This window comes from Microbacterium sp. zg.B48, assembly GCF_024623505.1.
Taxonomy (GTDB): domain Bacteria; phylum Actinomycetota; class Actinomycetes; order Actinomycetales; family Microbacteriaceae; genus Microbacterium.
Genome location: NZ_JANJFE010000017.1, coordinates 1 through 26,530, shown reverse-complemented (window position 1 = coordinate 26,530; position 26,530 = coordinate 1). Strand labels below are relative to the sequence as shown.

Here is a 26,530-nt window from a genome sequence, read left to right as displayed (position 1 = left end):
ACGTCAATACCGATGTTAGAGCATTGACACGTCAATCCGGAGGGACCGGCGACGAGGAGGAACGCAGAGCATGAGCGATTTCACCGAACTGGAGTTCGGCATCGACACATTCGGAGACCTGCCGCTCGACGATCACGGCGCCGTCGTCTCCTACGGGCAAGCGATCCGCGCCACCCTGGAGGAGGCGGTGCTGGCCGACGATCTCGGCATCGACGCTATTGCGATCGGCGAGCACCACCGCCCCGAGTTCGCGATCTCCTCCCCCGAGACCGTGCTCGCCGGGATTGCGACCGCGACCGACCGGATCCGTCTGGGATCAGGCGTCACCGTGCTGTCATCCGACGACCCGGTACGGGTGTTCCAGCGCTTCGCCACCGTCGACGCGCTGTCCCACGGGCGCGCCGAGGTCATCCTGGGCCGAGGGTCCTTCACCGAGTCGTTCCCTCTGTTCGGATACGACCTCTCCGACTACGAGGTGCTCTTCGACGAGAAGATCGACCTGTTCCACGCTCTGCTCGACGAGAAGCCGGTCACGTGGGAAGGAACCACGCGTGCCGCGTTGCACGAGGCCGATGTCTTCCCCAAGACCGACTCGGGGCGGCTGCGCACCTGGGTCGGCGTCGGCGGCACGCCGCAGTCCGTGGTGCGCACCGCGCAGTACGGATTTCGGCTCATGCTCGCCATCATCGGCGGCGCACCCGCCCGCTTCGCCCCGTACGTCGACCTGTACCGGCGGGCCGCGCAGCAATTGGGAACGACCGCATATCCGGTGGGCATGCACTCCCCCGGTTTCATCGCCGAGACGGATGCCGAGGCCAGAGAGATCTTCTACCCCGGTTACAAGGTGATCCGGGACCGGATCGGGGCATTGCGGGGATGGCCGCCCGTGCAGCGCTCCGAGTTCGAGGCCGACGTCGAGCGGGGCTCGCTCTACGTCGGCTCGCCGGAGACCGTCGCCCGGAAGATGGCCGATGCGATCAGGGCGCTCGATGTCGGCCGGTTCGACCTGATCTACACGGCCGGCGGCGCCCTGGCCGCCAGCGCCCGCCTTCGCGCCGTCGAGCTGTACGGCACGAAGGTGGTTCCCAGGGTCCGGGAGCTGCTCGCCGAGAGCCCGGCCCAGTCGGTCATGGCCGGCGCGTCGTTCCGGCGATGACCCAGCGCAACGGGGACGTCACGATGCGCGACCGCACCACCATCGGCATCCTGGGCGCCGGCAAGGTCGGCACGGTCATCGCCCGCCTGGCGCTGGCCGCCGGATACCGGGTGCTCATCGCCGGCTCGGGCCATCCGGATCGGATCGCCCTCACGGTCGAGGCGCTCGCGCCCGGCGCGGCCGCCGTGCGCCCGGAAGAGGCCGGCCGCGGGGCCGACATCGTCGTGCTCGCGCTGCCGCTGGGCAGGTATCGCCGCCTCCCGGTCGCGGACCTCGACGGCAAGCTCGTCGTCGACGCGATGAACTACTGGTGGGAGACGGACGGCATCCGCGACGACCTGAACGACCCGCGCACCTCCACGAGCGAAATCGTCCAGGGCTTCCTGGCCGGTGCACACGTCGTGAAGGCGCTGAACCACATGGGCTACCACGATCTCGAGGAAGAGTCCCGACCCGGCGGGGTCGCCGGGCGCAAGGCGATCGCGATCGCCGGCGATCGTCCGGGCGACCTGGCACGCATCGCCGATTTCGTCGACGATCTGGGCTTCGACCCCGTCGTCGCGGGCCCGCTCGCGGCGGGCGTGGTCCTGCAGCCCGGCAATCCGACTTTCGGAGCCGACCTCCCGGCCGAGGACCTGCACTCACTGATCGAGGCGACCTCTGCCACGGTTCGGTCCCGGCCGCTCATCACCCGCCCCGACAGCACCACAACGCACGGACCACACCACGAAGGAGCACTGCAGAAATGACCAAGATCGCCATCATCCTCGGAAGCACACGTCCCGGACGCAACGGCAAGCAGGTCGCCGACTGGGTCCTGGAGCAGGCCGCACAGCGGGAGGATGCCGAATTCGAGCTCGTCGACCTCGCCGACTACGCCCTGCCCCATCTGGACGAGCCGATGCCGCCGGCCATGGGCCAGTACCGCAACGACCACACCCGGGCATGGTCCGAGAAGATCGCCGGGTTCGACGGGTACATCTTCGTCACCCCCGAGTACAACCACTCCACGTCCGGCGTCCTCAAGAACGCGATCGACTATCTGCACGCCGAGTGGAACAACAAGGCCGCCGCGCTGGTGGGATACGGCGGGGTGGGCGGAGCGCGCGCGATCGAGCATCTGCGGCTCGTCTTGGCCGAGCTCCAGGTCGCGACGGTGCGCCAGACCCTCACCCTGTCGCTCATGACGGAGTTCGAGAACTACTCCACCTTCACCCCCGGCGAGTACCAGGCCACCCTCCTGAACGCGCAGTTCGACCAGCTCATCGCCTGGTCGGAGGCCCTCCAAGGGGTCAGGCACCCGGCGGACATTCAGGCGGCGGCCTGAGCCGCTGGGAACCACCGCCCGTCACAACGATCGTCCGGCACGTGGTTGCCGGTGAAAGGAAAGAAGCAATGGCAACTGTGACCTTCGACCAGGCGACGCGCGCCTATCCCGGCGTCCCGCGCCCGGCCGTCGACAGGCTCGACCTGGACGTCGCCGACGGCGAGTTCCTCGTCCTGGTCGGACCCTCCGGTTCCGGCAAGTCCACCTCGCTGCGGATGCTGGCCGGCCTGGAAGAGGTCAACTCGGGTCGGATCCTGATCGGCGACCGCGATGTCACCGATATCCCGCCGAAGGACCGCGACATCGCGATGGTGTTCCAGAACTACGCGCTCTACCCGCACATGACCGTCGCCGAGAACATGGGCTTCGCCCTGAAGATCGCCGGCGTCGGCAAGCACGAACGCGCCGAACGCGTCCTGGAGGCGGCGAACCTGCTCGATCTCGTGCCGTTCCTCGAACGCAAGCCGAAGGCGCTCTCCGGCGGCCAGCGTCAGCGCGTCGCGATGGGCCGCGCGATCGTGCGCCAGCCCCAGGTCTTCCTGATGGACGAGCCGCTGTCCAACCTGGACGCGAAGCTGCGCGTGCAGACGCGCACCCAGATCTCCTCGCTGCAACGCCGCCTGGGCGTCACCACCGTGTACGTCACGCACGACCAGGTGGAGGCGCTGACGATGGGAGACCGGATCGCGGTGCTCGCCGACGGTGCGCTGCAGCAGGTCGGCACGCCGCGGGACCTGTACGAGAACCCGACCAATCTCTTCGTCGCCGGATTCATCGGCTCGCCCGCGATGAACCTGTTCACCGCGGACGTGACCGAGCACGGTGTGCGGTTCGGCACCGACACCGTCCAGATCGGCCGCGACGTTCTCGCAACCACCGGCCCTCGTGTCACCATCGGCGTCCGACCGGAGGACATCACGGTCGCCGGCGCAGGGGGTTCGGGGCTCGCGCTGACGGTCGACCTCGTCGAGGAACTCGGCGCTGACGGCTACCTCTACGGGCATGCCGGCGTCGACGGCGAGCGCATCGACGTGATCGCGCGCGTCGACGGGCGGGTCCACCCGAGCACCGGTGACACGGTCACCGTGACCCCGAAGCGTGGCCGGATCCACGTCTTCGATCTGACCAGCGGAGTGCGGCTGAGCCGCACCGTCGCGGGCGCAGCCGTGTGAGTCGCAGAAGCCGTGGATGCCTGTCACACCCATCGCATCGGAGACGAAGCGCTCCACACGCAGGTGCAGGTCGAACCGGTCACGCAGCGTCGCAATCTGCTCCATCATCGGAGACTCATGATGGCGATCGTCGTCCCGTTCCGCCGCCTGCTGCAGGCACAGGGCGCGTGTGCGACGGGATAACAGTCGGCTCCGCCGCGGATGCGGCGGCGCGGCCGTGACCAATCGGTCCGTCTCCCGGAAATCGACGGCAGGTGGTCATGTGGCACTCTCAAAGAGTGCGGTCGAAGGAGAGGCTTGTTGTTGGCGTCGAGAACGCGGCAGCCCGGGATGGCTTCGCGCTCGATGCCAATCAGCGAGCGTTACTCGAGCGGCTGGCAACTCTCGGCGCATATCTCGATCGCGGCACCTCACGCCGATCCTCCCCGCGCAGCCTCTACATCCACGGCGACGCAGGACGAGGCAAGTCGTGGCTCGCTGATGCCTTCTACGCGGAGCTTCCGCGGGCTCAGAAGACTCGCGTGCATTTCCATGGCTTCTTCGACGAGCTGCACCGCAGCATCCACGATCACCGAAGTGAACGAGATGCCGTCGAACGCGCGATCGACGACATCACTCAGAACAGTCGCGTGCTCTTCTTCGACGAGCTCCATGTCCACGATTCCGGCGACGCGCGGCTCCTGACTCGTCTGCTGGATCATGTCTTCCAGCGCGGCTTGACCGTCCTCGCGACCTCGAACTATGCCCCGGACGATCTGCTGCCGAATCCGATCTGGCACCACGTCTTCGAACCGGGCATCGCGCTCATCAAGACACATATGGACGTGTGGAATCTCGACGGTCCCGTCGACTACCGCACTGTCAATGAAGACCACTGCCGCGGCTTCGCTGCCGGCACGTGGACAATGATGCCCGCCCGTGTCGCGCCGACTGAGGAGAAAATCATCGCCGTCCATGGACGGGCGTTCACGGTGACGTCAGCGGATGACGACGAACTGCTCGCCACTTTCGACCAGCTGTGCGCAACAGCAACGTCGACGATCGAGTACCTGCACTGGTCGCGAGCCTTCTCCCGATGGGCCATCACCGACATCCCCGCATTCGGAGACGCCGACGCGGAGGCTCAGCAGCGCTTCATCAACCTCATCGACGTGCTGGTCGACGCCGACGTACCAACGAGATTCTCATCGACCGTCGACCTACCCGTCTTCCTCGCGGACGCGTCCGAACGACCCGACGCCTTCCGCATGGCAAGCCGCCTTCAACTCCTCAAGGTCACTCTGTACGCCACGTAGCCGGCAGCAGAGACGCGTCAACTGTGGCAGGTCGCTTCACGATCTGCCAGTCATCCCAACCTCCGCCGGGCTGCACACGAAGCACGGCGCCGCGGTTTGTCACTCGCCCGTCGTCCAGCAGTTGCGTGCGCCGAACACCGGTTCAAAGAATCACAAAAAGATAACGGAAACCCCTTCCCTTCCGTTACCTCGTCGTTATAGAGTTCAGCTACGGAAGTTGTTTTGCTGTGGCAACGACCGCATGTGATTGCAGGAAACTCTTGGTGCAAGGGACAAGGGCCGGTCGGTAAGCCTCTCCGACCGGCCCTGACTTGTGCCCGCTCCGATCGGGCCGGGCGCACGCCGCCCTAGACCCCGCCGCCGCCTCCGCCGCCTCCGCCACCACCGGCCGAGCCACCGCCACTGGAGCCGCCGGAGGTCGACGCCGACGAGGACGAACTCGCCGACAGCGAGCTGATCCCGGCGGCGAAGGACGCCGCGCTGAACCCGTGCGAACCCGCATACCATCCGGGCGAATGATTCTGCTCGTAGAGCACGGCCAACTGCTCAGCCCACTGCTTCTCCTGGCCGAAGACGACCGCGTACGGCAGCAGCACCTCGTACAGCTTGAGCATCTGGGCAGGATCCCGAGGGTTGATCCGGACGCGCTCGGCGCCCTCCGGCGACTGAAGCATCCGGATGCGGTCGGCTTCAGCCCATTCGATGAATTCCTTGAGTCCCTTCAGGTGATCGCGCACCTCGGCGCCCGCGGCGGTGAGCGGTTTCCGGGAGATCAATCCGATCACGATCAGCAGTCCCAGAACTGCTCCGATGATCATCAGGATGGGCACGCCGGGATCGACCGCGCTGCCGAGGGCGAAGACTCCGGCGAAGGCGACGAGGATCAGCGCGCCGATGGCGATCAGCACCGGCCATGCCCGCACGGAAGCCGGAACTTCGCGGCGCAGCCCACGCTGCGTGAGTTCTTGATTGGCCAGTTTCAGGATCTTCTGCGCCGCGGAAGAGAACCGGGTGTCGGTGCCGCCGAACTCGTACTCGGCGCCCGGTTCCAGAGCCGGGAAAAGACCTTCCAGCAGCAGCATTCCGTCGCCGTCTGCGCGTGAGGGATCGATCAGCTGCGCTTTGAGCTTCACGCCTCCGAACAGCTTCCGCGTTCCCTCGATGATGCGGATGCTGCCCACCACCGCCTGCTCGAGAACCTCGGCCGGTATCGCCTTGGTGGTGTGCCCGAGCAGCACCGCGCTCTCCAGCGCGTCGATCCCGGGTGGGGGCGTGTATTCGGCGATGATCGTCCGCCGCCCTGGGGCGTCGCGCAGCCGGCGTGCGCGCGTGACGATGGCGAAGAGCACCGCAGCCAGCACACCGAGTCCGCCGATCCCCTGCACCCAGCCCCATGGCGAGGCGAGATAGGACGAGTCGAACGCCGTGAAGGTGCCCTCCTCGAATGCGATCGCAATGGTCACAGTCTGGTAGGCGTACACCGGGGCCGCAGCGGCCACGATCGCCGCGGCCCCGTCAGCGGCCGCCTCTGTACTGATCGGACACGTCTGCTCCGATCCCTGGGAACCCACGTAGCAGGCCTGGGAGCCGGTCAGGGAGCCGGCGAGGTCGGCCGGAACGGTCACGCGGACGTTGACGCGACCGAACTCCTGCGGCCACGCCGTCCCGTTGACGTCCCAGTAGAACTCGTCGACGCCGGTGTCCTGGAAGAACCGTGTGACGTTCTGCAGCCTGTAGGTGAACACGTAGGTCTGAGCACCGTGCACGTAGTCGTCGGCGCGCGAGGTCATGCTGTACTCGCCGTCCTCGGAATCGGTCTCCGCCTCGCGCGGGTTGCCATTGCCGTCGGTGATCGAGACCAGCTCGGGGTGCAGCGGCGCGCCCAGATACGTCTCGGGGATGGTGCGGCGCATGCCACGGTTCTGGTCCGCCTCGGGAAACAGCGCGACGAACCGCTCCTGCACCAGCAGCGTGCTCGCCCCGTCCGGGTCGCGGCCGAGGGTGTACTCCACGTCCAGGCTCTCGAAGGAGAAGTCTTCGACGTCGTGGGACACGGAGGCGACGACATCCGCAGCGGAGGCCCGGTCCGGGGGCGCCGCCAGCAGGGCCAGCGGCAGCCCGACGGCGATGAAAGCGATCCCGAGCACGCGCATCAGCTGTGAACCCATATCGGTCAGCCTATGCGCGGGGCCGTGCGACCCAGTAGCCCGGGAGGTTCGCCTACAGTGGTGCGTATGACCGACCGCCGCCTCGCGATCGAAGCCTGGGAGAGCCTGTTCCGCGCTCAGCACGAGGTCTTCGGCGTGATCAGCTGCGACTTCGACGACACCGGTCTGTCCCAAGCGGAGTACGACGTCCTGCTGACGGTCACGCGTGCGCAGGACATGACCGCGCGGCTGCGCGACGTGACCGCGAACATGCTGATCAGCCAGCCCAGCGTGTCCCGCCTCGTGGACAAGATGGCCGCCCGCGGACTGGTCTCCAAATGGCCGGACCCCGAGGATGGTCGCGGATCCCTGGTGCGCGCGACCGCCGAGGGCGCCGCCGCGTTCCGCAAGGTCGCCTCACTGCACGGCAGGTCGATCGCGGAGCGCATGTCGCGGCTGGATGACGGGGAACTGCAGCAGCTCCGGGACCTCACCGCCAAGCTCCGCGAGAAGAAGGACGCCTGACCGCTGCCGCGCAACGGCACGCCGTCACGGCGTACGTCGCCGGAGTGTAGCGGAGGCGACGACCAGCGATGCGGCTGCGAAGGCCGCCACGACCAGCAGCGGTCGGTAGAGGTCCCATCCCTCCTCCCCTGCCGTCACCGCGTTGACCGCGTCGATCGCATAGCTCAGGGGCAGCCAGTCCGATATCGCGGACAGAACATCCGGCATCTGATCCCGCGGCATGAAGAGCCCGCCGAGGAGGATCTGCGGGAACACGATCAGCGGCATGAACTGCACCGCCTGGAACTCGGTCCGCGCGAACGCGCTGGCGAGCAGGCCGAGCGCGGACCCCAGGATCGCGTCGAGGACCGCCACCACGCCAAGCTGCCACACCGGTCCGTCGACCTGCAGCCCGCACACCAGCACCGCGAAGGTCACCGTGAGGATCGCCTGCAGCATGGCCATCAGCCCGAAAGCCAGGGCGTACCCGATGATGAAGTCCGCTTTGCCGAGCGGTGTCGTCATCAGCCGCTCGAGCGTGCCCGACCGCCGTTCACGCAGCGTCGTGATCGAGGTGACGAGGAACATCACGATGAACGGGAACAGTGCCAGGATGCCGCCCCCGAACTGGTCGAACACGCCGTCCTGATCGCTGAACAGCCACGCGAACAGCCCGACGAGCAGGCTCGGCGCGATCAGCATCAGGGCGATCGAGCGCGGGTCATGGCTCAGCTGCCGGAGTACGCGGCCGGCGGTGGAGAACGTGCGGGTGATGGTCATCTCCCGTCCCCCCATCCGCGAGGCCCGCGTCTGCGCCGGCGGCCGTCCGGTTCGGGGAGGTCATGCCCCTGCGTGGCGAGCGGGCGAGCCGCTGCTTCCGCGCGGGGGTGCGCGGCGGCGTCGCGCTCGACGAGTGTGAGGAAAGCGGCATCCGGATCGTCCGCACCGGTCTCGGCCCGCAGGCCGTCCGGCGTGGTGTCGGCGATGATGCGACCAGCGCGCATCAGCAGGAGCCGGTCGCAGCGCAGGGCCTCGTCCATCACATGGCTGCTCACGATCAGCGTCGTCCCGGCGTCGGCGAGACGGCGGAAAAGCGTCCACAGCTCGGCGCGCAACACCGGGTCCAGTCCGACCGTCGGCTCGTCCAGCACGATCAGCTCCGGTGCGCCGAGCATCGCGACGGCCAGCGAGACGCGGTTCTCCTGCCCGCCGCTGAGCGAGCCGACGCTCTGATGGCGCTGCGCTGCCAGTCCCACCTCGGCCAGGACGCGATCAACGTCCCGGCGCGGTGCGCCGATCAGGCGGGCGAAGTAGGTGAGGTTCTGGCGGATCGTGAGGTCGTCGTACACCGACGCCGCCTGCGTGTCGTAGGCGACCCGACGTCGCTGCGACGCGGTGCCGGCCGGATGCCCGAGCACGGACACCGTGCCCGCACGGATCCGCTGGACACCCACGATCGCGCGCATGAGCGTCGTCTTACCGCACCCGGAGGGCCCGAGAAGCCCGGTGATCTGGCCGCGGGGGATGTCGAGTTCCAGTCCGTCGAAAACCGTGTGCGAGCCGCGCTGCACCGTCAGGCCGCGCACCGCGACCGCGCCGGCAGCAGGCGTCGCCCCCCTCGACGAACGCAGTTCACTCATCACAGCGAAATCGGAGATCGGTCATGGATTCGGATGCTGTGCCCGCCGGCATCCGAATCCAGCGCGCCCGTCCGCATCGGCCCGTCCGAACCTCAGCCGGCGGGACGAGACGCTTTGCCATCCAGCCACAGGGTGTCGGAGGCGTCGCTGTGCGTGCCGCCTGAGTCCACATGCTTGGCGCCGATCGCGGGACCCTTGGTGATCACGTGGACGAGCGCCATCGCGTGACCGCGTCCGAGACCATAGTCATCCGCGAGCCAGCTCACGATCTCGCCCGCCTTGGTGCCTGGCCCGAACCCCTTCTCCGACGCCAGTTCGATGAACTGACGAGGGGTGAGACCGGTCTTGTCCTCGATGGTGTCGAGGTATGCCTGGAACGACATGTCATTGTCCTCTCCGCCGCTCTTGCGGTTCGCTCGATCAGCCCGGTGGAGCCGCACGGTGGGTGCGAGCCGCTCCACCATATCGTCCGCCGTCACGGAAGGAATCCCCGGTACCGAAGCGGGACCCGCGGCCACGCCGGCGGCACTCCTCACCAGCGGTTGTGGACTTCCTCGGCCCACCCGAGGATCCCGGTGAAGGGGATGACCTCACCCGCCGCGGTCGCGAACGAGCCGGCCCAATACCCGAAGCACTGATCCGTCCGCGACGCCACGACGCCGAGGTTCGTGCGGGTCACCTTGTCGTAGAACGGTGCGAAGGACGCCGTCAGCCCTCCGCCGTGGATGCGCCACGGTCGTCGCCACTGCGCGAGGTCGTACTCCCAGTGCAGGTCGTCGTGGATCTTGTGCAGGCGCCCGTCGACGAGCATCGCGTTCTCGGTGATGCCGGTGCCATCCGTCCACCCGCCGCCGACCTGGATGCCGATCACCCGTCCGTCGCTGCGGCCCGAGCCGGCGCCCCAGTTCCAGCGGATGTCGTACGGCCAGCGCCCCCTTCCGTGATCGAGCACCGCCCAGGATTCCCCGGCGGGGACCACGTGCGTGACGCCCGCGATCGTGACACTCCCGGATGCGGGCCGGGCGATGTCCTTCACCGTGTACTGGAACCGCGCATCGCTCCACGGCACCACGACAGCGAGCCGTTCATGGCCGACCGGAAGCTCGGCGATCACGTCGAATGAGGCATTCCGGATACTCGCCCGCAGGCGCGTCCCGGTCTGCGATGGCACGGCGCCGGCGCTCATGACCGGATCGATGTCGATCTCCAGTCCCTTCGCCCGAGCGCGCGCAGGCCCGTCCTCGAGCGAGCCCGGCAACCGGACGCCGCGCGCGGGGATGACGGTGACCGCCTCGCTCCACACCGTCTCGGTCCGGCGGTCGAAGATCCACACCTCATGCACGGCCGCATAGTCGATCGCGGATACGGTCAGCGCGAGGATGTGCGTGGGGGTGGTGACGTTCCAGTACTCCCACCGCTTGTTGCGTCCCCGTCCGCGGCCGAGCCCGGTCGTGTCGATGATCGGCTGCCTGGCCCAGCCGACGGCGTCCGGTTCCAGGCGCCCGGCCCGCGTCAGCGAGACCGGCGCGGTCAGTTCGCGGGGAATCATCCGTTGATCCTAGATTCCGCACGTCGACGCATCGCGCAACCCGCCGCACCGTGATGGCCGCTCGTCGAGGCCCGTCGCGCGTCTTCGAGCGCGGGAGGATGACCGCGCGCCGGCGTCACCGGGTCGCGGGGACGACGAGCTTGCCGATGACGTTGGTGGCGAGCTCGGTGAACCAGAGCACGCCCTGCGCGCCGGGACGGATGCGGTGCATGATCGTACCGGTGCTGGGCACATCGAACGCGGTCACCGAGTCGACGTGCAGCGGGGTGGCGGAGCCTGCGGCCTCGCGAAGCGCCTCCCCCCGTACGCGCAGCAGCTTGTCCGGGCCGGCCGGCTCGGGATTGTTCCCGTCGACGTATTGCTGGACCCAGACATCCCCGTTCTCGTCGAACGACAGGGCGGCCAGCAGTAGGTTCTCCTGCGAGGCCGGCAGCGCCACCTCCACGATCGTGCCGTCCAGACTCACGCGGCCGAGGCGGTTGGTCGCCTCCTGCGTGAACCAGAGCGCGTCACCGGCGGGATCGACCGCGAGCGCGATGGGGCGGGAGTTCGGAGTCGGGATGTCGTACTCGGCGAGGGTGCCGTCGGCGTCGATGCGGCCGATCCGGTTGGCGATCAGCTCCGTGAACCACATCGCCCCGTCGGGCCCGGCGACGATGTAGATCGGCTTGCTGTCGGCGTCCTGCAGCGGGAACGCCGTGACCGTGCCATCCGGGTCGACCCGGCCGACGTTGCCGCCCTCCTTGCCCGTGAACCAGAGCGTCTCGCCGTCGGGCGCCACCGCCAGCCCGTGTGGGCCAGGGTTGCTTACGACGCAGGTCGCGCAGCTGCCCACCAGGTCGAAGGTGCGCGCGATTCCGCCGTCCGCGCCCAGCTGCACGACCGCGCCGGCGAACTCCAGCCCGACGAACAGCCGGCCCGCGGTATCGAACACGATGCCGTGCGGCCCTGACCCCGCCGGGAGCTCGGTGAAGCTCATGCTGCCGTCGTCGCGGACGCGCGTGACGGTGCCCTCGTTCTGGCCGGTCACCAGGACCTCGCCGGTGTCGGGATCGTAGGCGATCTCGTGAGTCGAGCCGTCGCCGCCGTGTTCGTGCCCTCCCGCGGCGGGTGCGCTGGGCATGGCAGGCTGCCCCGGATCGCGGTCCGGGTAGGCGATCGGGAACTCGGTGACGGTCGGCGCGATGTCCGGGCTCAGCGACGAGCACGCCGCACAGCACAGCAGCAGGGTGACGCCGAGGGCGGCGATGCGCGCTTTCATGGTCCTCCGTCGGTCCGGGCTACCGGAAGTCGATGATCGCGAGGTTCAGCGGGAGCTGCGTGGTTCGCGCATCGGGCTTCGGCAGCTTGCCCGCCAGGAACGTGCCGCTGAGGTAGTCGTCCGCATCGGCGATCGACTGCGGCGAGACCTGCCCGTCATAGTCGAAGCTCTTCAGTTCGTACGGCAGCGAGTCCGCTTCCACCAGGCTCGGTCCGTCCATCAGCTGGAAGTGCAGGTGGGACGCGTTGGCGTTGCCGGTGTTCCCGAGGTGCCCGAGCACTTGGCCCTCGACGACCGTGTCTCCGACCTTGACCGTGAGGGATCCGGAGATCATGTGGGCATACATCGCGTACACCCCGTCGCCGAGGTCGAGTACGACGTGGTTTCCGTCGACGTTCTCGACGGTCAGCTTCGCGGCCAGTTCCGGGTCGTGCGCGGGCAGGACGCCCGGTGCGTTGGCCGGCATGCCGTCCAGGATCGAGACCACCGTGCCGTCGGCGACCGCGAGGATGTCGGTGCCGTAGTCGACGTAGCTCTCGTTGCTGGTCTTGTCCCCCGAGTAGAACTGCCCCTTGTCGTCGGTGCGCTTCCAGTCGATCGCGAAGCGCTGGCTGTTGTTCAGCTTTCCGTTGACGGACATGAGGGAGCTGCGGTGCGGGAAGCCGGGCTCGCAGCATCCGTTCAGCGCGATCCAGTTCTCTCCGCGCACGGGCGGTGCGATGACCGGCACGGCCTGGCTCGAGAAGGCCACCGGCGTGGTCAGGTAGTCGATCGGTCCGGGCGCGCCGAACGCGGGCGAGAGCGCGCCCGTTCCGACGATGCGGTGAAGCAGTGCCGCGGGTGCGCGGTCCAGCGAGTCGAAGGCGAAGTCGATGAAGACGACGCGGCTCTCCTGGGGCGGGACGGTCGCGCTGTCGATGTAGCCGGCCGGAAGATCCCGCAATCGGTTGCAGTCGCCGAAAGCGCAGGTGGGGTCGATGAGTGCTGTGCCGGAGAAGCTGGCCACGATCTTCGCCGGGTCCGCTGCGTCGACGACCTCGATGGTGTCGAGGCTCGCCGGCACCTGCGTGGCGTTCATCAGGTGCAGGTCGTACGCGACGTGGTATTTGCCGTCGGTTCCGCGGAACGGCAGGGGCGGGTTGCCGATCGCGGTCAGGGTGAGTGCGGTGAACGTGTCGGGCACGCTCACGCCTGGAACGGACCCGGTCGGCGGTGCCGCAGTCGTGGCGGCTGAGGCACACCCCGTCGCGAGAAGTGCGATCGCGGTGAGCAGGGAGACGAACAGGGCGGGTACACGGCGAGATGTCACGCAGGGGGCTCCGAATCTGAAGTTTCCCTCGAAACTACCAGCCCTCCGCGAGCCTTCTGGCGAGGTCATGCAGTCACGGCGCTACGTCGGAACGGCGTATCACCAGCGCGGAATACGACCGGGCGGATGCCGCAGCTCGCGTCTCCGCGCCCGTCAGCATTCGATGACGTTGACGGCGAGCCCGCCCTCGCTGGTCTCCTTGTACTTGTGGGACATATCGATGCCCGTCTGGCGCATCGTCTCGACGACGGTGTCGAGCGAGACGTAATGGCTTCCGTCGCCGCGCAGCGCGAGACGCGCCGCCGTCACCGCGGTCGACGCCGCGATCGCGTTCCGCTCGATGCAGGGAATCTGCACCAGCCCGCCGACCGGGTCGCAGGTGAGACCGAGATGATGCTCCATCGCGATCTCCGCGGCGTTCTCGATCTGGCGATTGGTGCCGCCCATGACGGCGGTCAGGCCCCCCGCCGCCATCGCGCACGCCGAGCCCACCTCGGCCTGGCAGCCCCCTTCGGCGCCCGAGATCGACGCGTTCGCCTTGAACAGCGAACCCAGGGCGGTCGCGGTGAGAAGGAATCGACGGATGCCGCGCCGGCGGTTCGCTTCGGCGATCAGCGCCTCGTCCGCGGCGTCCGGCACGATCGGGCCGAGCTGCTGCCGGCCGGCGAAGCCCATCAGGGCACTGCCGACCAGCTCGCCGTAGGGCGTGACCGCATTGCGGGCCCCGAGGCCGGAGTCGGCCAGGAAGCGCCACCAGTACATCGCGACGGCCGGCAGGATTCCGGCTGCGCCGTTGGTGGGAGCCGTGACGACGCGACCGCCGGCCGCGTTCTCCTCGTTCACCGCGAGGGCGAAAGCTCCGAGCCACTCCCCCGGCAGCTCCCGGCGTCCGTCGTGCTCGGCCGCCTCCAGCTGCACGCGGATGGCCGGTGCGCGGCGCTTGACCTTCAGGATGCCTGGGAGCACGCCATCGTGGCGAAGACCGGCTTCCACGCACTGCGACATCGCGTCCCAGATCGTGTCCAGTCCGGCGGCGATCTCGTCGTCGCCGCGCAGCGCCTCTTCGTTCATGCGCGCCGCCTCGGCGATGGTGATGCCATGCTCGTCGCACAGCTGGAGGAGGGCGTCGGCGCTGTCGAAGCCGAACGGGAAAGCCGACGAGGACAGCTGCGGTGGTTCGCCGTCGCGCCGAATGAAGCCCCCGCCGATCGAGTAATACGTCTCGCGGAGCAGGAGATCCTCCTCGCCGGTCCGCCGCACTGCCGGTGCCGGCGCACTGCCGGTGGTCCGGATGCCGGATGCCGCCAGCTGCCCGGCCTCGTCGGCCGCGTGCGGCCGTGCGGTCGCCCACGCCTCCAGCGTCAGCGCGTTGGGGTGGCCGGGCAGTCGGGTCCGGGGGGCGAAGGCGATGTCGGCCTTGTGGAAGGGCACGGGGTGCGTGCCGTCCAGCGCCAGCGGCCGCCCGGTCGGCCACCCGGTCCACAGGCCCCGCACGGCATCCGGGTCGACGCTTTCCGGTGAGTGTCCGTGCAGTCCGGCCATCACCGCGTCCGGCGTACCGTGTCCGATTCCGGTTGCACCGAGCGACCCGTACAGCGTGCACGTCACCTGTGCCACGGAGTCGAGCACGCCCGCGCCGCGCAGTCGGACGACGAAGTCGCCGGCAGCGCGCAACGGACCGACCGTGTGGGAGCTCGAGGGTCCGATGCCGATGGAGAACAGCTCGAACGCGGAGACGTAGGCGCTCACGCGGTCCAGGCTAACCTGGACCGCGCGCCGGGCTCCGAACGCCCCGGACGGTCCGGTCCGGGGCGTTCGTCGGAGCCGGCTGAGGGCCTACTGCTCGACCGGCTGCGGTCCCTCGGAGCTCTCCTGCGCCTGCAGGACCGGACCGGAGTCCTCGCTGGAGACCTCGATCTTGCGCGGCTTGGCCTTCTCGCTGACCGGGATCGTCACGGTCAGCACGCCGTTGTTGTAGGTGGCGGAGATGTGCTCGGTGTCCACTCCCTGCCCGAGGTTCAGCTGGCGCACGAAGCTCGCCCCGTCGCGCTCACGCGTGATCCATTTGACCCCCTCGCCGGCGGAGAGGGTCCGCTCGGCCCGGATCGTCAGCAGCTGACCGTCGACGTCGATGTCGACCGAGCCCGGGTCGATGCCGGGCAGGTCGGCGGTGAGCACGTAGTGGTCACCATCGCGGTACAGGTCCATCGGCATGCGACGGGGACCCCGGCGGGCGTCGAAGAGCGTCGACGCGAAGCGGTCGAGTTCACGGAACGGGTCGTATGCGGCCATGATTCGTCTCCTTTGTCGTTCGGCCCGGATGACTGTCCGGCGCGAGGGTGCGAGGGAGTTGAGTCGTGTCGGCTCAACTGCGTTCAGATTAGCACTCCTCCTCGACGAGCGCCAAGACTCGGAGCGGATGGAATGGACGCATGCCCAGCGGTCCCGGGCGGCAGGCGGAGGACGCCGGCGCCGGGAATCATGCGGGCTTCAGGGCGCCTGGAAGGCGACGAGACCCACGGTGTTGCCTTCGGAATCCGTGATGAACGCCTGCCATTCGTCGTGGCCGGCCGGCCCGAGCGAATCGTCGTGGTGCGAGAAGATCACCCGGGGCGGCTCGACCACGTCCGCGAGGCCGTCGAGCTTGTCGAGCGTCTCGTGCACGTTGTCGACCCGCAGATACAGGAGGGATGCCGGGGCATTCCGGTCCAGCAGCAGCCGGACGCCGTCCAGATCGAAGAAGACCAGCCCCGGATCGAAGCGGGCGAGCGGCGGCGCGTCCAGCAGCACGGTGTAGAAGTCCGCGGCCCGGTCGAGATCTTCGGCGTGGACGGCCACCTGAACAAGTCGCATCGCGACCTCCCCGATCGAATTCACGCCAGTCTGCCAGCCGATCCGGATGGGCGCGACGGGCGCCTCCGCGGCGGACAGACCGGGCGCCGAGACGGGCGCCCGGTCTGTTTCAACCCGCGTGCGCGAGCTGCGGCGCCTCCTCGGGCGAGGAGGGTATCTCGGCCTTGGCGGCACGGATCATCGTCACCGCGATGACCGCGGCCACCAGCATCCCGATGGCCGCGGCGATGAACGTCGCCGAGTACGCGTCGGCAAGGGCAGCCGGCTGGGTGACGGGTTGACTGCCGAGGGCAGCGACGTAGACGGCTGTGAAGATGGACAGGCCGATCGAGCCGCCGATCTGCATCGCCGAGTTGGTCACCGCCGAGGCCGCGCCGGCGTCATCCGGGGCCACGCCGCTCAACGCCACGTTCTGCAGCGGCACGAACACCAGTGCCATTCCCGCGCCCATCACGATGAGCGCGGGGAGCACCTGGACGACGTACGCGCCGCTTGCGGTGATGAAGCTGAGATACCACAGGCTCGCGGCCACGATGAGGGGGCCGGCCGTCAACAGAGGACGAGCGCCGATGCGCGGCAGCAATCGCACCACCAGCGGCGCCACCACCATGGTGGCAAGCGGCAGGGGCAGGCTCGCCAGACCGGCTTGCAGCGCAGACATCTGCAGCACGATCTGCAGGTGGAAGGTCAGGTACAGGGTGGACCCGATCATCACACTGCCGGCGATCGCCTGGATCAGGAACGCACCACCGCGCACGCGGTCTGTGACGATCCGAAGGGGAAGCAGCGGCTGGGCGGTGCGGGTCTCGATCCACACGAACAGCACGAGCAGCGCGACCCCGGCGGCCGAGAAGGTGATCGTGAGCGGGCTGCCCCACCCGGTCTCGGCCAGGCTGAAGCCGTAGACGAGCGATCCGAGCCCGAGGGTCACGGTGACCGCGCCGAGGACGTCGTATCGGTTCTCGCCTTCGGCCCTGCTCTCGGTGAGAACGGCGAAGGCACCTACGAGGCCGACCACGACGAAGACGACGTTCACCAGCAGGCACCATCTCCAGTCCAGGAACTCCGTCAGCACGCCGCCGAGGACGAGGCCGACCGAGGCGCCGGCACCGGCGACCGTTCCGAAAACCGCGAAGGCGACGTCGCGGTCCCTGCCGGTGGGGAAGGTCACGGTCAGCAGGGCCAGCGCGGCCGGGGCGAGCAGAGCGGCGAACGCGCCCTGCAGGCCCCGCGCGATGATCAGGTCGAGGCCGGTCAGCGCGATGCCTCCGTAGACGGAGGCGAGGGCGAAGCCGACCATTCCCACGATGAACGTGCGCTTGCGTCCCCAGTAATCGGCGACTCGCCCGCCGAGCAGCAGCAGCGCGCCGAATGCGAGCGCATAGGCGGTCACGACCCACTGACGCTGGCTGTCCGTGAGGCCGAGGCTCGCCTGCGCCTGGGGCAGGGCGATGTTCACGATCGTGCCGTCCAGGACGACGACGAGCTGGGTCAGAGAGACCACGGCGAGAACCCACCATTTGCGGCGGGAGGGCATGGGCGTAGACATGGAGAAACCTCCGAATCGTTTGACGGATGCCGGAGGTTTCTAGCCCCGGATCGAGTCTCACGAGGAGGCTCGACCGCCTCGGCCTAGGGGGCCGAGCAGACCGCCATTCTATCGCACGAGCGCCGCCTGCTGCTTCGCGAGGCGCAGCCAGGTCTCCACGACGGTGTCGGGATTCAGCGACATGGATTCGATGCCCTGGCCCACGAGCCACTCGGCCAGATCGGGGTGGTCGGAGGGCCCCTGCCCGCAGATGCCGACGTACTTGCCGGCGCGACGGCACGCGTCGATCGCCATCGCCAGCATCTTCAGGACGGCCGGGTCGCGTTCGTCGAAGGTGGCGGCGACCAGGCCGGAGTCGCGGTCCAGGCCCAGCGTGAGCTGGGTCATGTCGTTGGAGCCGATCGAGAACCCGTCGAAGTACTCCAGGAACTCATCGGCCAGCAGCGCGTTGGAGGGCAGCTCGCACATCATGATCACGCGAAGCCCGTTCTCGCCCCGGCGCAGCCCGTTCTCGGCGAGCAGCTCGATGACCGCGTGCGCCTCTCCGACGGTGCGGACGAACGGGACCATGATCTCGACGTTGGTCAGACCCATCTCGTCGCGGACGAACTTCAGCGCCTCGCACTCCATGTCGAAGCACTCGCGGAAGTCCGAGGAGATGTACCGGGACGCGCCGCGGTAGCCCAGCATCGGGTTCTCCTCGTGCGGCTCGTACAGCTCACCGCCGATCAGGTTCGCGTACTCGTTGGACTTGAAATCGCTCAGCCGCACGATCACGGGCTCCGGCGCGAAGGCCGCGGCGATCATCGATACTCCCTCCGCGACGCGCTGCACGAAGTAGTCGCGCGGCGTCGGGTACGCCGCGATCCGGTCGGCGATCTCGGCGCGCAGCGCCGGCTCGAGACTGTCGTGATCCAGCAGCGCGCGCGGATGGATGCCGATCTGACGGTTGATCAGGAACTCCAGCCGGGCCAGGCCGACGCCCTTGTTCGGCAGCTTGGAGAAAGCGAACGCCTGGTCGGGGGTGCCCACGTTCAGCATGATCTTGGTGGGACTCTCCGGCATCTCGTCCAGACGGGTCACCACCTCTTCGAATCCCAGGATGCCTTCGTACACGAAGCCGTTGTCGCCGTCCGCGCACGAGACGGTCACATCCCGCCCGTCCTGCAGCACCAGCGTCGCATCGCCCGTTCCCACGACGGCGGGAATGCCGAGCTCGCGCGCGATGATCGCCGCGTGGCAGGTCCGGCCACCGCGGTTGGTCACGATCGCGGACGCCAGCTTCATGATCGGCTCCCAGTCCGGATCGGTCATGTCCGCCACCAGGACGTCACCGGCGACGAACTGGTCCATCTGCGCCAACGAGGTCATCACGCGCACCGCTCCGGCGCCGATCTTCTGACCGATGGCCCGCCCGATGGTGATCACGGTGCCCGGCTCGCCGAGCACGAACCGGCGGGTCACGTTGCCATCGGTGCGCGAGACGACCGTCTCCGGTCGCGCCTGCAGGATGTAGAGCTTGCCGTCGATCCCGTCCTTGCCCCATTCGATGTCCATCGGGCGTCCGTAGTGCTCCTCGATCGTCAGCGCCTGCCGGCCGAGCTCCTCGACCTCGGCATCCGTGATGCTGAACTGCGCCCGCTCCGTCCGCGGAACATCCGTGAAGACAGTGCTTGCTCCGATGTGGGTGCCGTCGGCGTAGACCATCTTCAGAGCCTTCTCGCCCACCGAGCGCTTCAGGATGGCGGGGCGTCCTTCGCGGAGGGCGGGCTTGTACGCGTAGAACTCGTCGGGGTTCACCGCCCCCTGCACGACCGCCTCGCCCAGACCGTAGGAACTGGTGATGAACACGGCCCGGTCGAAGCCCGATTCGGTGTCCACCGTGAACAGCACACCCGAGGCTCCGACATCCGATCGCACCATGCGCTGGATCCCCGCAGAGAGGGCGACATCGTGGTGCTCGAATCCGTGGTGCACGCGGTAGGCGATCGCCCGATCGTTGTAGAGCGAGGCGAACACGCTGCGCACCGCCGCCAGGATGTTCTCGATGCCGCTGATGTTCAGGAACGTCTCCTGCTGACCGGCGAACGATGCGTCCGGCAGATCCTCCGCCGTCGCGCTCGAGCGGACCGCCCAGGACACGGTGTCCGGCTGCGGGTCGGCCGCGACCAGCGCCGCGTAGGCGGTGCGGATGTCGGCCTCGAAGGCCGCCGGAAGCGGCTGCTGCTCGATCCACTCCCGGACGTTGGCCCCGACGCGGGCGAGTTCTGCGACGTCGGCGACGTCGAGCTCCTCCACAGTGGATTTGATGCGGTCGTAGAGTCCGTCCGCGGCGAGGAAGTCGCGGTAGGCGTCCGCGGTGGTCGTAAAACCGCCCGGCACGCTGACCCCGAGATGGGACAGGTTCGACACCATCTCGCCCAGCGACGCGTTCTTGCCGCCGACCTGGTGGACGTCGGCCATGCCCATCTGCGTGAACCAGAGGATGTTCGTCATGAGGTCTCCTGAATTGTCGTGCGTGAGGCGGGGCGGATGGTCAACTGCGCAGGCGCATGGATTGCATGATGACGGCGGACATCTCCTCGACCGATTTCGTCGAGGAGTTGAGGAAGGGCACCCGGTTGCGCCGGTACAGGTCTTCGGCGCGGCGCAGCTCCAGCGTGCATTGGGCGAGGCTGGAGTATGTCGAGCTGGGTCGCCGCTCGTGCCGGACCTGACTCAGCCGCAGCGGCGTCGTGGTCAGTCCGAAGCATTTGTCGACATACCGGGACACGGCGGCGGGCAGTCCGTCGGAGGGGAAGTCGTCGTCGGTGAGCGGATAGTTCGCCACCAGGAGTCCGTACTGCAGTGCCAGATACATCGTCGTCGGTGTCTTGCCGCACCGGGACGGCGCGATGATGATGACATCCGCCATATCCAGCGCCCGCATGCTCTGCCCGTCGTCGTGCTCGATGGCGTACTCCACTGCCCGCATCCGGGCGAAGTACCGCTCCAGGTCACCGACGCCGTGGAACTGCCCGAGCTGCTCGGACGCTGTGCTGCCCAGCGCCGCCTCCAGCTCGCGTAGGTGGCCCCCCAGCAGGTCGATGACGACGGCACCGGAGCCGACCAGCTCCTGCAGGATCTGCGCGGATTTGACCGTCGCGAACACGATCGGCTCGGCCCCGCCCTCGGCCGAACGCTGAATGTCGGCGACGACGTCGCGGGCGCCTCCGGCCGTGTCCACGAAGGGAATGGTGTGGCGGCGGAACGTCACGCCCGGGAAATTCGCCAGCAGGGCGCTGCCGAGGGTTTCCGCGGTGATTCCCGTGCTGTCCGAGACGAAATAGGCCGCGCGGGCGACCGTGCGCGCGCCGGTCGGCCCTGCCGTGCTGCTCGGTGGGTTCGCCACGCTCCGCTCCTCCGCGGCACCGGTGTCGTGACCGGCTCGCTCTTCGAACGTATGCAGGTGTGTCAGTTCCTCGCGGCCCGTGTCACGAAAAGAATCGCCGAACTTTCCGGCAAGTTAACCGGTGTGCCCGGTCGCCGGGCGGCACTCGGCGTTGCGAACCGGCCCGATACGATGGCGCGGGAGCGTCCGGACGCTGATCCGCCGTCCACAAGGATCGAGGGGACATGAACCGACCGCTGGAGATCGTGGTGGGAGTCACCGGCGGCATCGCCGCGTACAAGGCCGTGCAGGTGGTGCGCGACTTGGTGCTGGCCGGGCACACGGTGCGGGTGATCGCGACGGATGCCGCGCTCCGTTTCGTCGGCGCCCCGACCTGGGAGGCGATCAGTCGGCAGCCGCTGAACACGTCGATCTTCGACGATGTCGCGGCCGTGCGCCACGTCGCCCTCGGGCAGCGGGCCGATGTGGTGCTCGTCGCTCCGGCGACGGCGAACACGATCGCAAAGCTCGCCGCCGGGATCGCCGATGACCTGCTGGGCACGACGGTGCTCGCCAGCCGGGCACCCCTCGTGGTCGCACCCGCCATGCACACGGAGATGTGGCAGCATCCGGCCACCGTCGCCAACATCGACACGCTCCGCGCGCGCGGCGTCAGGATCGTGGGGCCGGGCACCGGCCGCCTCACCGGTGCGGACATCGGCGCGGGGAGGATGAGCGAGCCCGACGACATCGTTTCGGCGGTCCTCGCCGCGGTCGGCGCCGAGCAGGACGGCGCCGGGCAGGACGGCGCCGGGCAGGACGGCGCCGCGCCGCCTGAAGCGGCGACACGCCGGGACCTCTCCGGCCGACGGGTCGTGGTCACGGCCGGTGGCACCCGCGAACCGATCGACCCGGTCCGCTTCCTCGCGAACCGCTCCAGCGGCAAGCAGGGCGTGGCCTTCGCGCTCGCCGCGGCCGCGCGCGGCGCCGACGTCACCGTCATCGCCGCTCACCTGGAGCACCAACCGGCGTCCGCCCTCGCTGCCGCGGGGCTGAAGACCATCGAGGTTCTGACCGCAGCCGACCTGGCTCGGGCGGTCGCGGAGGCAGCGGCCGCAGCATCCGTCGTCATCATGGCTGCGGCCGTCGCGGATTTCACGCCCGCCGAGGTCTCGGAGCAGAAGATCAAGAAGACCGAGCGCGGTGAGCGAATGGAACTGGTGCTCACCCGGACCGTGGACGTGCTCGGCGAACTGGTCGCGCACCCGGTCGCGGGCCGCGTGGTGGTCGGCTTCGCCGCCGAGACGGCGGCGGACCGGGACGAACTGGTCTCTCTGGCCCGGGCGAAGCTCGCTCGCAAGCCCGCCGACCTGCTGGTGGCCAATCCCGTGGGCAGGGGCCGCGGCTTCGGAGCCGACGTGAACGAAGCCGTCGTGGTGGCAGCATCCGGCAAGATCCTCGCCGACGTGTCCGGCAGCAAGCGGGCCGTCGCGGACGCGGTCCTGGACCAGGTGGTCGTGCTGCTGGAGGAGGCGTGATCCGGGCCACCCCGACTCTCAGCGGCTTACGATCTGAGAGCCACCTAGTGAACCGGGAGCACCGCCATCTGCACCGTCATCGTCCGCGTCCCCGCATCCTCGAATCTGCCCACGCGCGTGCTCGCGATCCGCGACGAGGATCCCGAACGCCCGTGGAGTCCGCTCGGCCGCTGGTGGCCTGAATCCCACGGCGGCGTCGTCGGGGTGCGCGACCTGCGCGCCGGCGGGGCATGGCTGGCCGCTGATTCCGCGGCGGGGCGACTGGCCGTGCTGCTCAACCGCGCCGATGTCTCGACGCTGCCCGAGTCGCAGCTGGTCTCGCGCGGCGGATTGGCTCTGGACTCCGTCGCGGGCAGGACGCCCGCCCAGCCGCGCACGCACGGGTTCAATCTGGTCGAGGTGGAAGGCGCCCGCACGAGCGTGGTCTCGTGGGACGGGCAGCGACTGTCCCGAGTGGAGCTGACTCCGGGAACGCACATGGTCGCCCACGACGACGTCGATGACCCGTCGACGGCTCGCATCGAGCGCTGGCTGGCTGAGTTCGCCGCCGTGGAGCTGCCCGAGACCGATACCTGGTGGACACCCTGGATCGAGCTGCTCGAACGCTCCTCGGCGCTGGAGAGCACCGACGACGAGGCGATCATCCGGGACAATCGCCCGCACGGTTACCCCACGCAATCGCTGCTGGTGTGTGTCGCATCCGTGACCGCCGACGACGTCCAGGTGCGTTATCGCGCGTTGCGCGAGCCCGGCCGCTGGAACCGGCAGCTGGACGGCGTCCTCTGAGCGGCGCGCCCGTCGACCCGCCCGGGCTCGGTGTGCCCGGGCGGGGGGCGGGGGTCGCCCGGCTACGCGCGGTCGGCGTGCTGAGGCACCGGAGGCATCTGGTACTTCGGGCGCCCCTTGATCACGAGCGGGCCGTTCCACGGAACCTGGTCGAAAGAATTCCATGCGTTCACGTGAAGGGACTGGAACAGCCAGCGGCCCTCCTTCTTGGTGAGGTGGTCCTGGCGGGTTCCGATGCCGAACACGAAGTTGTTGTTGTAATCGACGTTGAACTGCAGGATCTGGAAGAAGAGCTTGGCGTCGACCTCGCCCTCCTCCTCGCGCTCAGTGAACAGTTTGGTGTTCTGGATGTGCTGACGGCCGTACCACCAGGACTGCCGGTCCGTCCACAGGGATCGGAAGTTCTCCAGGATCGCCTCGTGCCCCTGCACCTTCCCCTGCCACAGGTGGTCGAACCATCCGTCCTGCGCGAAGACGCTGCGCACCAGGTCCTCATCCGCCAGATCGATCCCCCACGCGTAGCGGGAGTAGAGGTCCTCGATCTCGAATCGGTCTTCTGCCGTGAGCTTCCAATGTGCCATTTGCGATCTCCTGTGTCAGCGGTCTTCGTACTTGTCGTCGAGAAGGTCGGCCGGTTCACCGTTCTGGATGAGCAGGCCCTTGCGGCGGACGAACCGCAGAATCGATTCCGGTCCGGTGCGTCCCCCGCCGACGCCGGAGACGCCGAACGAGTTCGTCCCGATGGTGCGGCCCTTGCCAGCCATCAGGAACGTGTCCTGGATGAAGATCGAGCCCGCGTCGATCCGGCTGCCGATCTCCAGAGCCTCCTGCGCAGTCCCGGCGATCACCGATGCCGTCAGGCCGTACTCCGTGTCATTGGCCAGCCGGATCGCGTCGTCGATGTCCCGGTACGCCATGACGGGCAGGCACGGTCCGAAGGTCTCATCCACCATGATCTGCATGCCGTGGTCGACGCCGGTCAGGACGGTCGGACGCATGTACAAGCCGCCGCCGTGTTCCTCGAGCTCTCCCCCGGTGAGAACCTGTGCGCCCTTCGCGGTGGCGTCGGCGATGTGCGCCAGCACCGTCTGCGGCTGCGCCGCGAACGTGAACGGCCCGATGTGCCCCGCCTTGGCGTTGTCGTGGCTGAGGTGCACGCGCTGCGCCTTGCGCACGAGCTCGGCGACGAATTCGTCGTGGATGGACTCGTGAACGTACACCCGCTCGACCGAGAAGCAGACCATGCCCGTGGCGTACGCGCCGCCCCGAAGGATCGCGGTGGTCGCCCGATCGATGTCAGCGGACTCGGTGACGATCGCCGGGTCCTTGCCGCCGAGCTCCAGATAACACGGGATGAGACGCTCGGCGCAGGCGACGGCGATCTTGCGGCCGGTCACCACGCTGCCGGTGAAACACACGATGTCCGCGCCGGCGACGACCTCCTGGCCGGTCAGACCGTCGCCGAGGACGAAGTCGAACACCGCGGCGAGCTCGGGGACCTCGGCCACCGACTCGAAGAACAGCCGGGTGAACCGCGGCGTGACCTCCGAGGGCTTCCACAGGACCGCGGAACCGGCGCACAGCGCGGGAATCGCATCGAGCATTGCGAGCATCGTCGGCGCATTCCAGGGGGATATCACTCCGACCAAGGGGTACGCGACCAGCTGCGAGCGGACCTCGACCGTCGGCATCGACACCGCGGTGCGCTGCACCGCGGCCGACTCCAGCGACGACTCGGCGTCAGCGATCCAGCCGTTGACGGTCTCCAGAGTGATGTATCCCTGGACGAACGACGTGTGGGTCCCCCCGGTGTCCACCGCTTCCAGCTCGCCGAACTGCTTCGCGATCTTCGCGAACTCCCCCGCCCAGCGGCGCATGACATCGAGACGCTCGCCGATCGACAGCGCCGCCCAGGCCGGCTGATTCCGGCGCAGGGTGGCAGCCTTGCCCGCGACCTCTGCCGCGTCCGCCACGTCGATCTGGTAGTCGATGTCACCGGTGCGCGGGTTGCGCACCGGGAGCGTGCGAGTGCTCATGTCGTGGTTTCCTTTCACACGGTGCACGCGTCAGCGCAGCACACCGCTGTGTCTCCTCATCATCGTCAATCCGGACGGCGGTGAGCACCGCCGTGGGCGACAGTCGCGGGAGCGACGAATGGCGCGTGCGACAGCCCTCTAGACTCGACACGATGGAGTCGGTCCGGATGCTCACGCCCCACGGTGGCGCATGGACCGAGGACGAGTTGCGATCGCGCGCGCTGAGCCCGCCCGAGCTCCTGGCCCGGTCGGTGGAGATCGTGGGTTTGCCGGCAACGTCGTGGGCAGTGGACGTGTCCGCGCGTGCCGCCGAGCAGATCCGCGGCCTGGAGCGCACCGGAGGATTCCCCACCACCTCGTCCGGCCATGTGCGGCGCGCGAGCGAGGTCGCCTTCCTCCAGTTGCTCATCGCCGTCACCGCCGACCCCGCCGACGAGGTCTACCACACGCTCAGCGACGACCTCCTCGACATCGTCCGGCTCGGGGTACGACGGGGTCTCCCCCTGGATGTCCTGCTGAACCGGGTCTGGGGGATCCACACCGTGACCCGCGATGAGATGATCGCCGAATTGCAGCGCATCCTCCCGGAGCATGAGCGCGCAGCCACGCTGCGTGAACTCGGCGCCGCAATGCTGGACTACGCCAACTCGCACGCCTACCGCGTCGCCATGGCGTACGCGGAAGAGCAGCGGGCGTGGCGCGGGTGGCGCACGGAGACGCAGCGTCGCACGATCGCCGCAGTCGTCGACGGCTCCGCACCGCCCGACCGCGACGGGGGACCGCTCGATGTCCATTGGCCGGGCGGCCACCTCTACGCCCTCAGCTGGTTCGAAGAGCAGTCCGGCATCCCCGACGTCGAGCAGGCGATCAGCGAGTTCGCCGACGGCGTGGGCGAGCTGATCGGCGCCGAGCGGGTCGTCGTGATCGACTACGAGGGCACCACCCAGCTGTGGTGGAGTGCGTCGGCGGCCTTGGCCGCCGACGCCGCGGCCCGGCGGGGGGCCATACACCCCCCCGCCAGGGTGCGCCAGGGCATCG

At 68.6% G+C, this 26,530-nt stretch carries 24 protein-coding genes; 9 read left to right on the top strand and 15 right to left on the bottom strand.

The genetic code is table 11. From position 1 onward, the window contains the following. Positions 1-70: 70 nt before the first annotated feature. The 5 genes from NQ152_RS13475 (at position 71) to zapE (ending at position 4,950) form a co-directional block, all read left to right on the top strand. On the top strand, positions 71-1,156 hold the full coding sequence (locus tag NQ152_RS13475; protein ID WP_257524378.1) for an LLM class flavin-dependent oxidoreductase: 1,086 nt from the start codon (positions 71-73) through the stop codon (positions 1,154-1,156). Continuing rightward, positions 1,153-1,905: an NADPH-dependent F420 reductase gene (locus NQ152_RS13470; protein ID WP_257524377.1), complete on the top strand. Its 753-nt coding sequence runs from the start codon at positions 1,153-1,155 to the stop codon at positions 1,903-1,905. The genes NQ152_RS13475 and NQ152_RS13470 overlap by 4 nt, the downstream gene beginning before the upstream one ends. Then, positions 1,902-2,483, top strand: coding sequence for an NADPH-dependent FMN reductase (locus NQ152_RS13465; protein WP_257524376.1), 582 nt, complete (start codon positions 1,902-1,904; stop codon positions 2,481-2,483). The genes NQ152_RS13470 and NQ152_RS13465 overlap by 4 nt, the downstream gene beginning before the upstream one ends. A 68-nt stretch (positions 2,484-2,551) precedes the next feature. Continuing rightward, on the top strand, positions 2,552-3,655 hold the full coding sequence (locus NQ152_RS13460; RefSeq protein WP_257524375.1) for an ABC transporter ATP-binding protein: 1,104 nt from the start codon (positions 2,552-2,554) through the stop codon (positions 3,653-3,655). A gap of 278 nt (positions 3,656-3,933) precedes the next feature. Then, positions 3,934-4,950 (top strand): cell division protein ZapE, encoded by a 1,017-nt coding sequence (gene zapE, locus NQ152_RS13455; RefSeq protein ID WP_257524374.1) that lies wholly within the window; start codon positions 3,934-3,936, stop codon positions 4,948-4,950. A gap of 347 nt (positions 4,951-5,297) precedes the next feature. Here the strand turns inward: zapE and NQ152_RS13450 are convergent, their stop codons facing one another. Continuing rightward, a complete protein-coding gene (locus tag NQ152_RS13450; protein WP_257524373.1) occupies positions 5,298-7,118 on the bottom strand; it encodes a DUF2207 domain-containing protein in 1,821 nt (606 codons plus the stop codon). A gap of 66 nt (positions 7,119-7,184) precedes the next feature. Here NQ152_RS13450 and NQ152_RS13445 point away from each other — a divergent pair, with 66 nt between their 5' ends. Continuing rightward, the gene (locus tag NQ152_RS13445) at positions 7,185-7,622 is read left to right on the top strand and encodes a MarR family winged helix-turn-helix transcriptional regulator (RefSeq protein WP_257503575.1); all 438 of its coding nucleotides are present in this window, start codon (positions 7,185-7,187) and stop codon (positions 7,620-7,622) included. A 24-nt stretch (positions 7,623-7,646) separates the two neighbouring features. On the opposite strand, the gene NQ152_RS13440 is transcribed toward NQ152_RS13445, so the two are convergent. The 12 genes from NQ152_RS13440 to NQ152_RS13385 all read right to left on the bottom strand — a co-directional run bounded on the left by NQ152_RS13440 (position 7,647) and on the right by NQ152_RS13385 (position 21,153). Next, entirely contained in the window at positions 7,647-8,381 is a 735-nt protein-coding gene (locus NQ152_RS13440) for an ABC transporter permease (protein ID WP_257503576.1), read from the bottom strand. After that, a complete protein-coding gene (locus tag NQ152_RS13435) occupies positions 8,378-9,241 on the bottom strand; it encodes an ABC transporter ATP-binding protein (protein ID WP_257503577.1) in 864 nt (287 codons plus the stop codon). The genes NQ152_RS13440 and NQ152_RS13435 overlap by 4 nt, the downstream gene beginning before the upstream one ends. Before the next feature lie 92 nt (positions 9,242-9,333). Further along, positions 9,334-9,624: a DUF4287 domain-containing protein gene (locus NQ152_RS13430; RefSeq protein ID WP_257524439.1), complete on the bottom strand. Its 291-nt coding sequence runs from the start codon at positions 9,622-9,624 to the stop codon at positions 9,334-9,336. 149 nt (positions 9,625-9,773) lie between these two features. Next, positions 9,774-10,790 carry a DUF2804 domain-containing protein gene (locus tag NQ152_RS13425; RefSeq protein ID WP_257524372.1) on the bottom strand — a complete coding sequence of 339 codons (1,017 nt, stop codon included), beginning with the start codon at positions 10,788-10,790 and terminating at the stop codon, positions 9,774-9,776. Between the two features lie 115 nt (positions 10,791-10,905). Next, on the bottom strand, positions 10,906-12,051 hold the full coding sequence (locus tag NQ152_RS13420; protein ID WP_257524371.1) for a hypothetical protein: 1,146 nt from the start codon (positions 12,049-12,051) through the stop codon (positions 10,906-10,908). Positions 12,052-12,070: 19 nt separating this feature from the next. Continuing rightward, positions 12,071-13,240, bottom strand: coding sequence for a M23 family metallopeptidase (locus NQ152_RS13415; RefSeq protein WP_257524370.1), 1,170 nt, complete (start codon positions 13,238-13,240; stop codon positions 12,071-12,073). Between the two features lie 273 nt (positions 13,241-13,513). Continuing rightward, positions 13,514-15,109 (bottom strand): L-serine ammonia-lyase, iron-sulfur-dependent, subunit alpha, encoded by a 1,596-nt coding sequence (locus NQ152_RS13410; RefSeq protein ID WP_257524369.1) that lies wholly within the window; start codon positions 15,107-15,109, stop codon positions 13,514-13,516. An 87-nt stretch (positions 15,110-15,196) separates the two neighbouring features. Then, the gene (locus tag NQ152_RS13405; protein ID WP_257503582.1) at positions 15,197-15,652 is read right to left on the bottom strand and encodes an Hsp20/alpha crystallin family protein; all 456 of its coding nucleotides are present in this window, start codon (positions 15,650-15,652) and stop codon (positions 15,197-15,199) included. 198 nt (positions 15,653-15,850) lie between these two features. Continuing rightward, entirely contained in the window at positions 15,851-16,213 is a 363-nt protein-coding gene (locus tag NQ152_RS13400; protein ID WP_257524368.1) for a VOC family protein, read from the bottom strand. A 109-nt stretch (positions 16,214-16,322) separates the two neighbouring features. Then, positions 16,323-17,762: an MFS transporter gene (locus NQ152_RS13395; RefSeq protein WP_257524367.1), complete on the bottom strand. Its 1,440-nt coding sequence runs from the start codon at positions 17,760-17,762 to the stop codon at positions 16,323-16,325. Positions 17,763-17,870: 108 nt separating this feature from the next. Continuing rightward, positions 17,871-20,258, bottom strand: a complete 2,388-nt coding sequence (gene ppsA, locus NQ152_RS13390) for a phosphoenolpyruvate synthase (protein ID WP_257524366.1) — start codon at positions 20,256-20,258, stop codon at positions 17,871-17,873. A gap of 40 nt (positions 20,259-20,298) precedes the next feature. Next, positions 20,299-21,153 carry a pyruvate, water dikinase regulatory protein gene (locus NQ152_RS13385; RefSeq protein ID WP_257503586.1) on the bottom strand — a complete coding sequence of 285 codons (855 nt, stop codon included), beginning with the start codon at positions 21,151-21,153 and terminating at the stop codon, positions 20,299-20,301. Positions 21,154-21,377: 224 nt separating this feature from the next. Here NQ152_RS13385 and NQ152_RS13380 point away from each other — a divergent pair, with 224 nt between their 5' ends. Both NQ152_RS13380 and NQ152_RS13375 read left to right on the top strand, forming a co-directional pair. Further along, complete coding sequence (locus tag NQ152_RS13380; RefSeq protein WP_257524365.1) at positions 21,378-22,670, top strand: phosphopantothenate--cysteine ligase family flavoprotein; 1,293 nt, start codon at positions 21,378-21,380, stop codon at positions 22,668-22,670. 66 nt (positions 22,671-22,736) lie between these two features. Beyond that, the gene (locus NQ152_RS13375) at positions 22,737-23,456 is read left to right on the top strand and encodes an NRDE family protein (protein ID WP_257524438.1); all 720 of its coding nucleotides are present in this window, start codon (positions 22,737-22,739) and stop codon (positions 23,454-23,456) included. A gap of 62 nt (positions 23,457-23,518) precedes the next feature. Here NQ152_RS13375 and NQ152_RS13370 read toward each other — a convergent pair whose 3' ends face one another. Further along, a complete protein-coding gene (locus NQ152_RS13370; RefSeq protein ID WP_257503588.1) occupies positions 23,519-24,037 on the bottom strand; it encodes a nuclear transport factor 2 family protein in 519 nt (172 codons plus the stop codon). 15 nt (positions 24,038-24,052) lie between these two features. After that, complete coding sequence (locus NQ152_RS13365; protein ID WP_257503589.1) at positions 24,053-25,492, bottom strand: aldehyde dehydrogenase family protein; 1,440 nt, start codon at positions 25,490-25,492, stop codon at positions 24,053-24,055. Between the two features lie 152 nt (positions 25,493-25,644). On the opposite strand from NQ152_RS13365, the gene NQ152_RS13360 reads away from it, so the two are divergent. Continuing rightward, positions 25,645-26,530, top strand: an 886-nt coding sequence (locus NQ152_RS13360; protein WP_257524364.1) for a hypothetical protein, incomplete at its 3' end; no start/stop codon positions are given.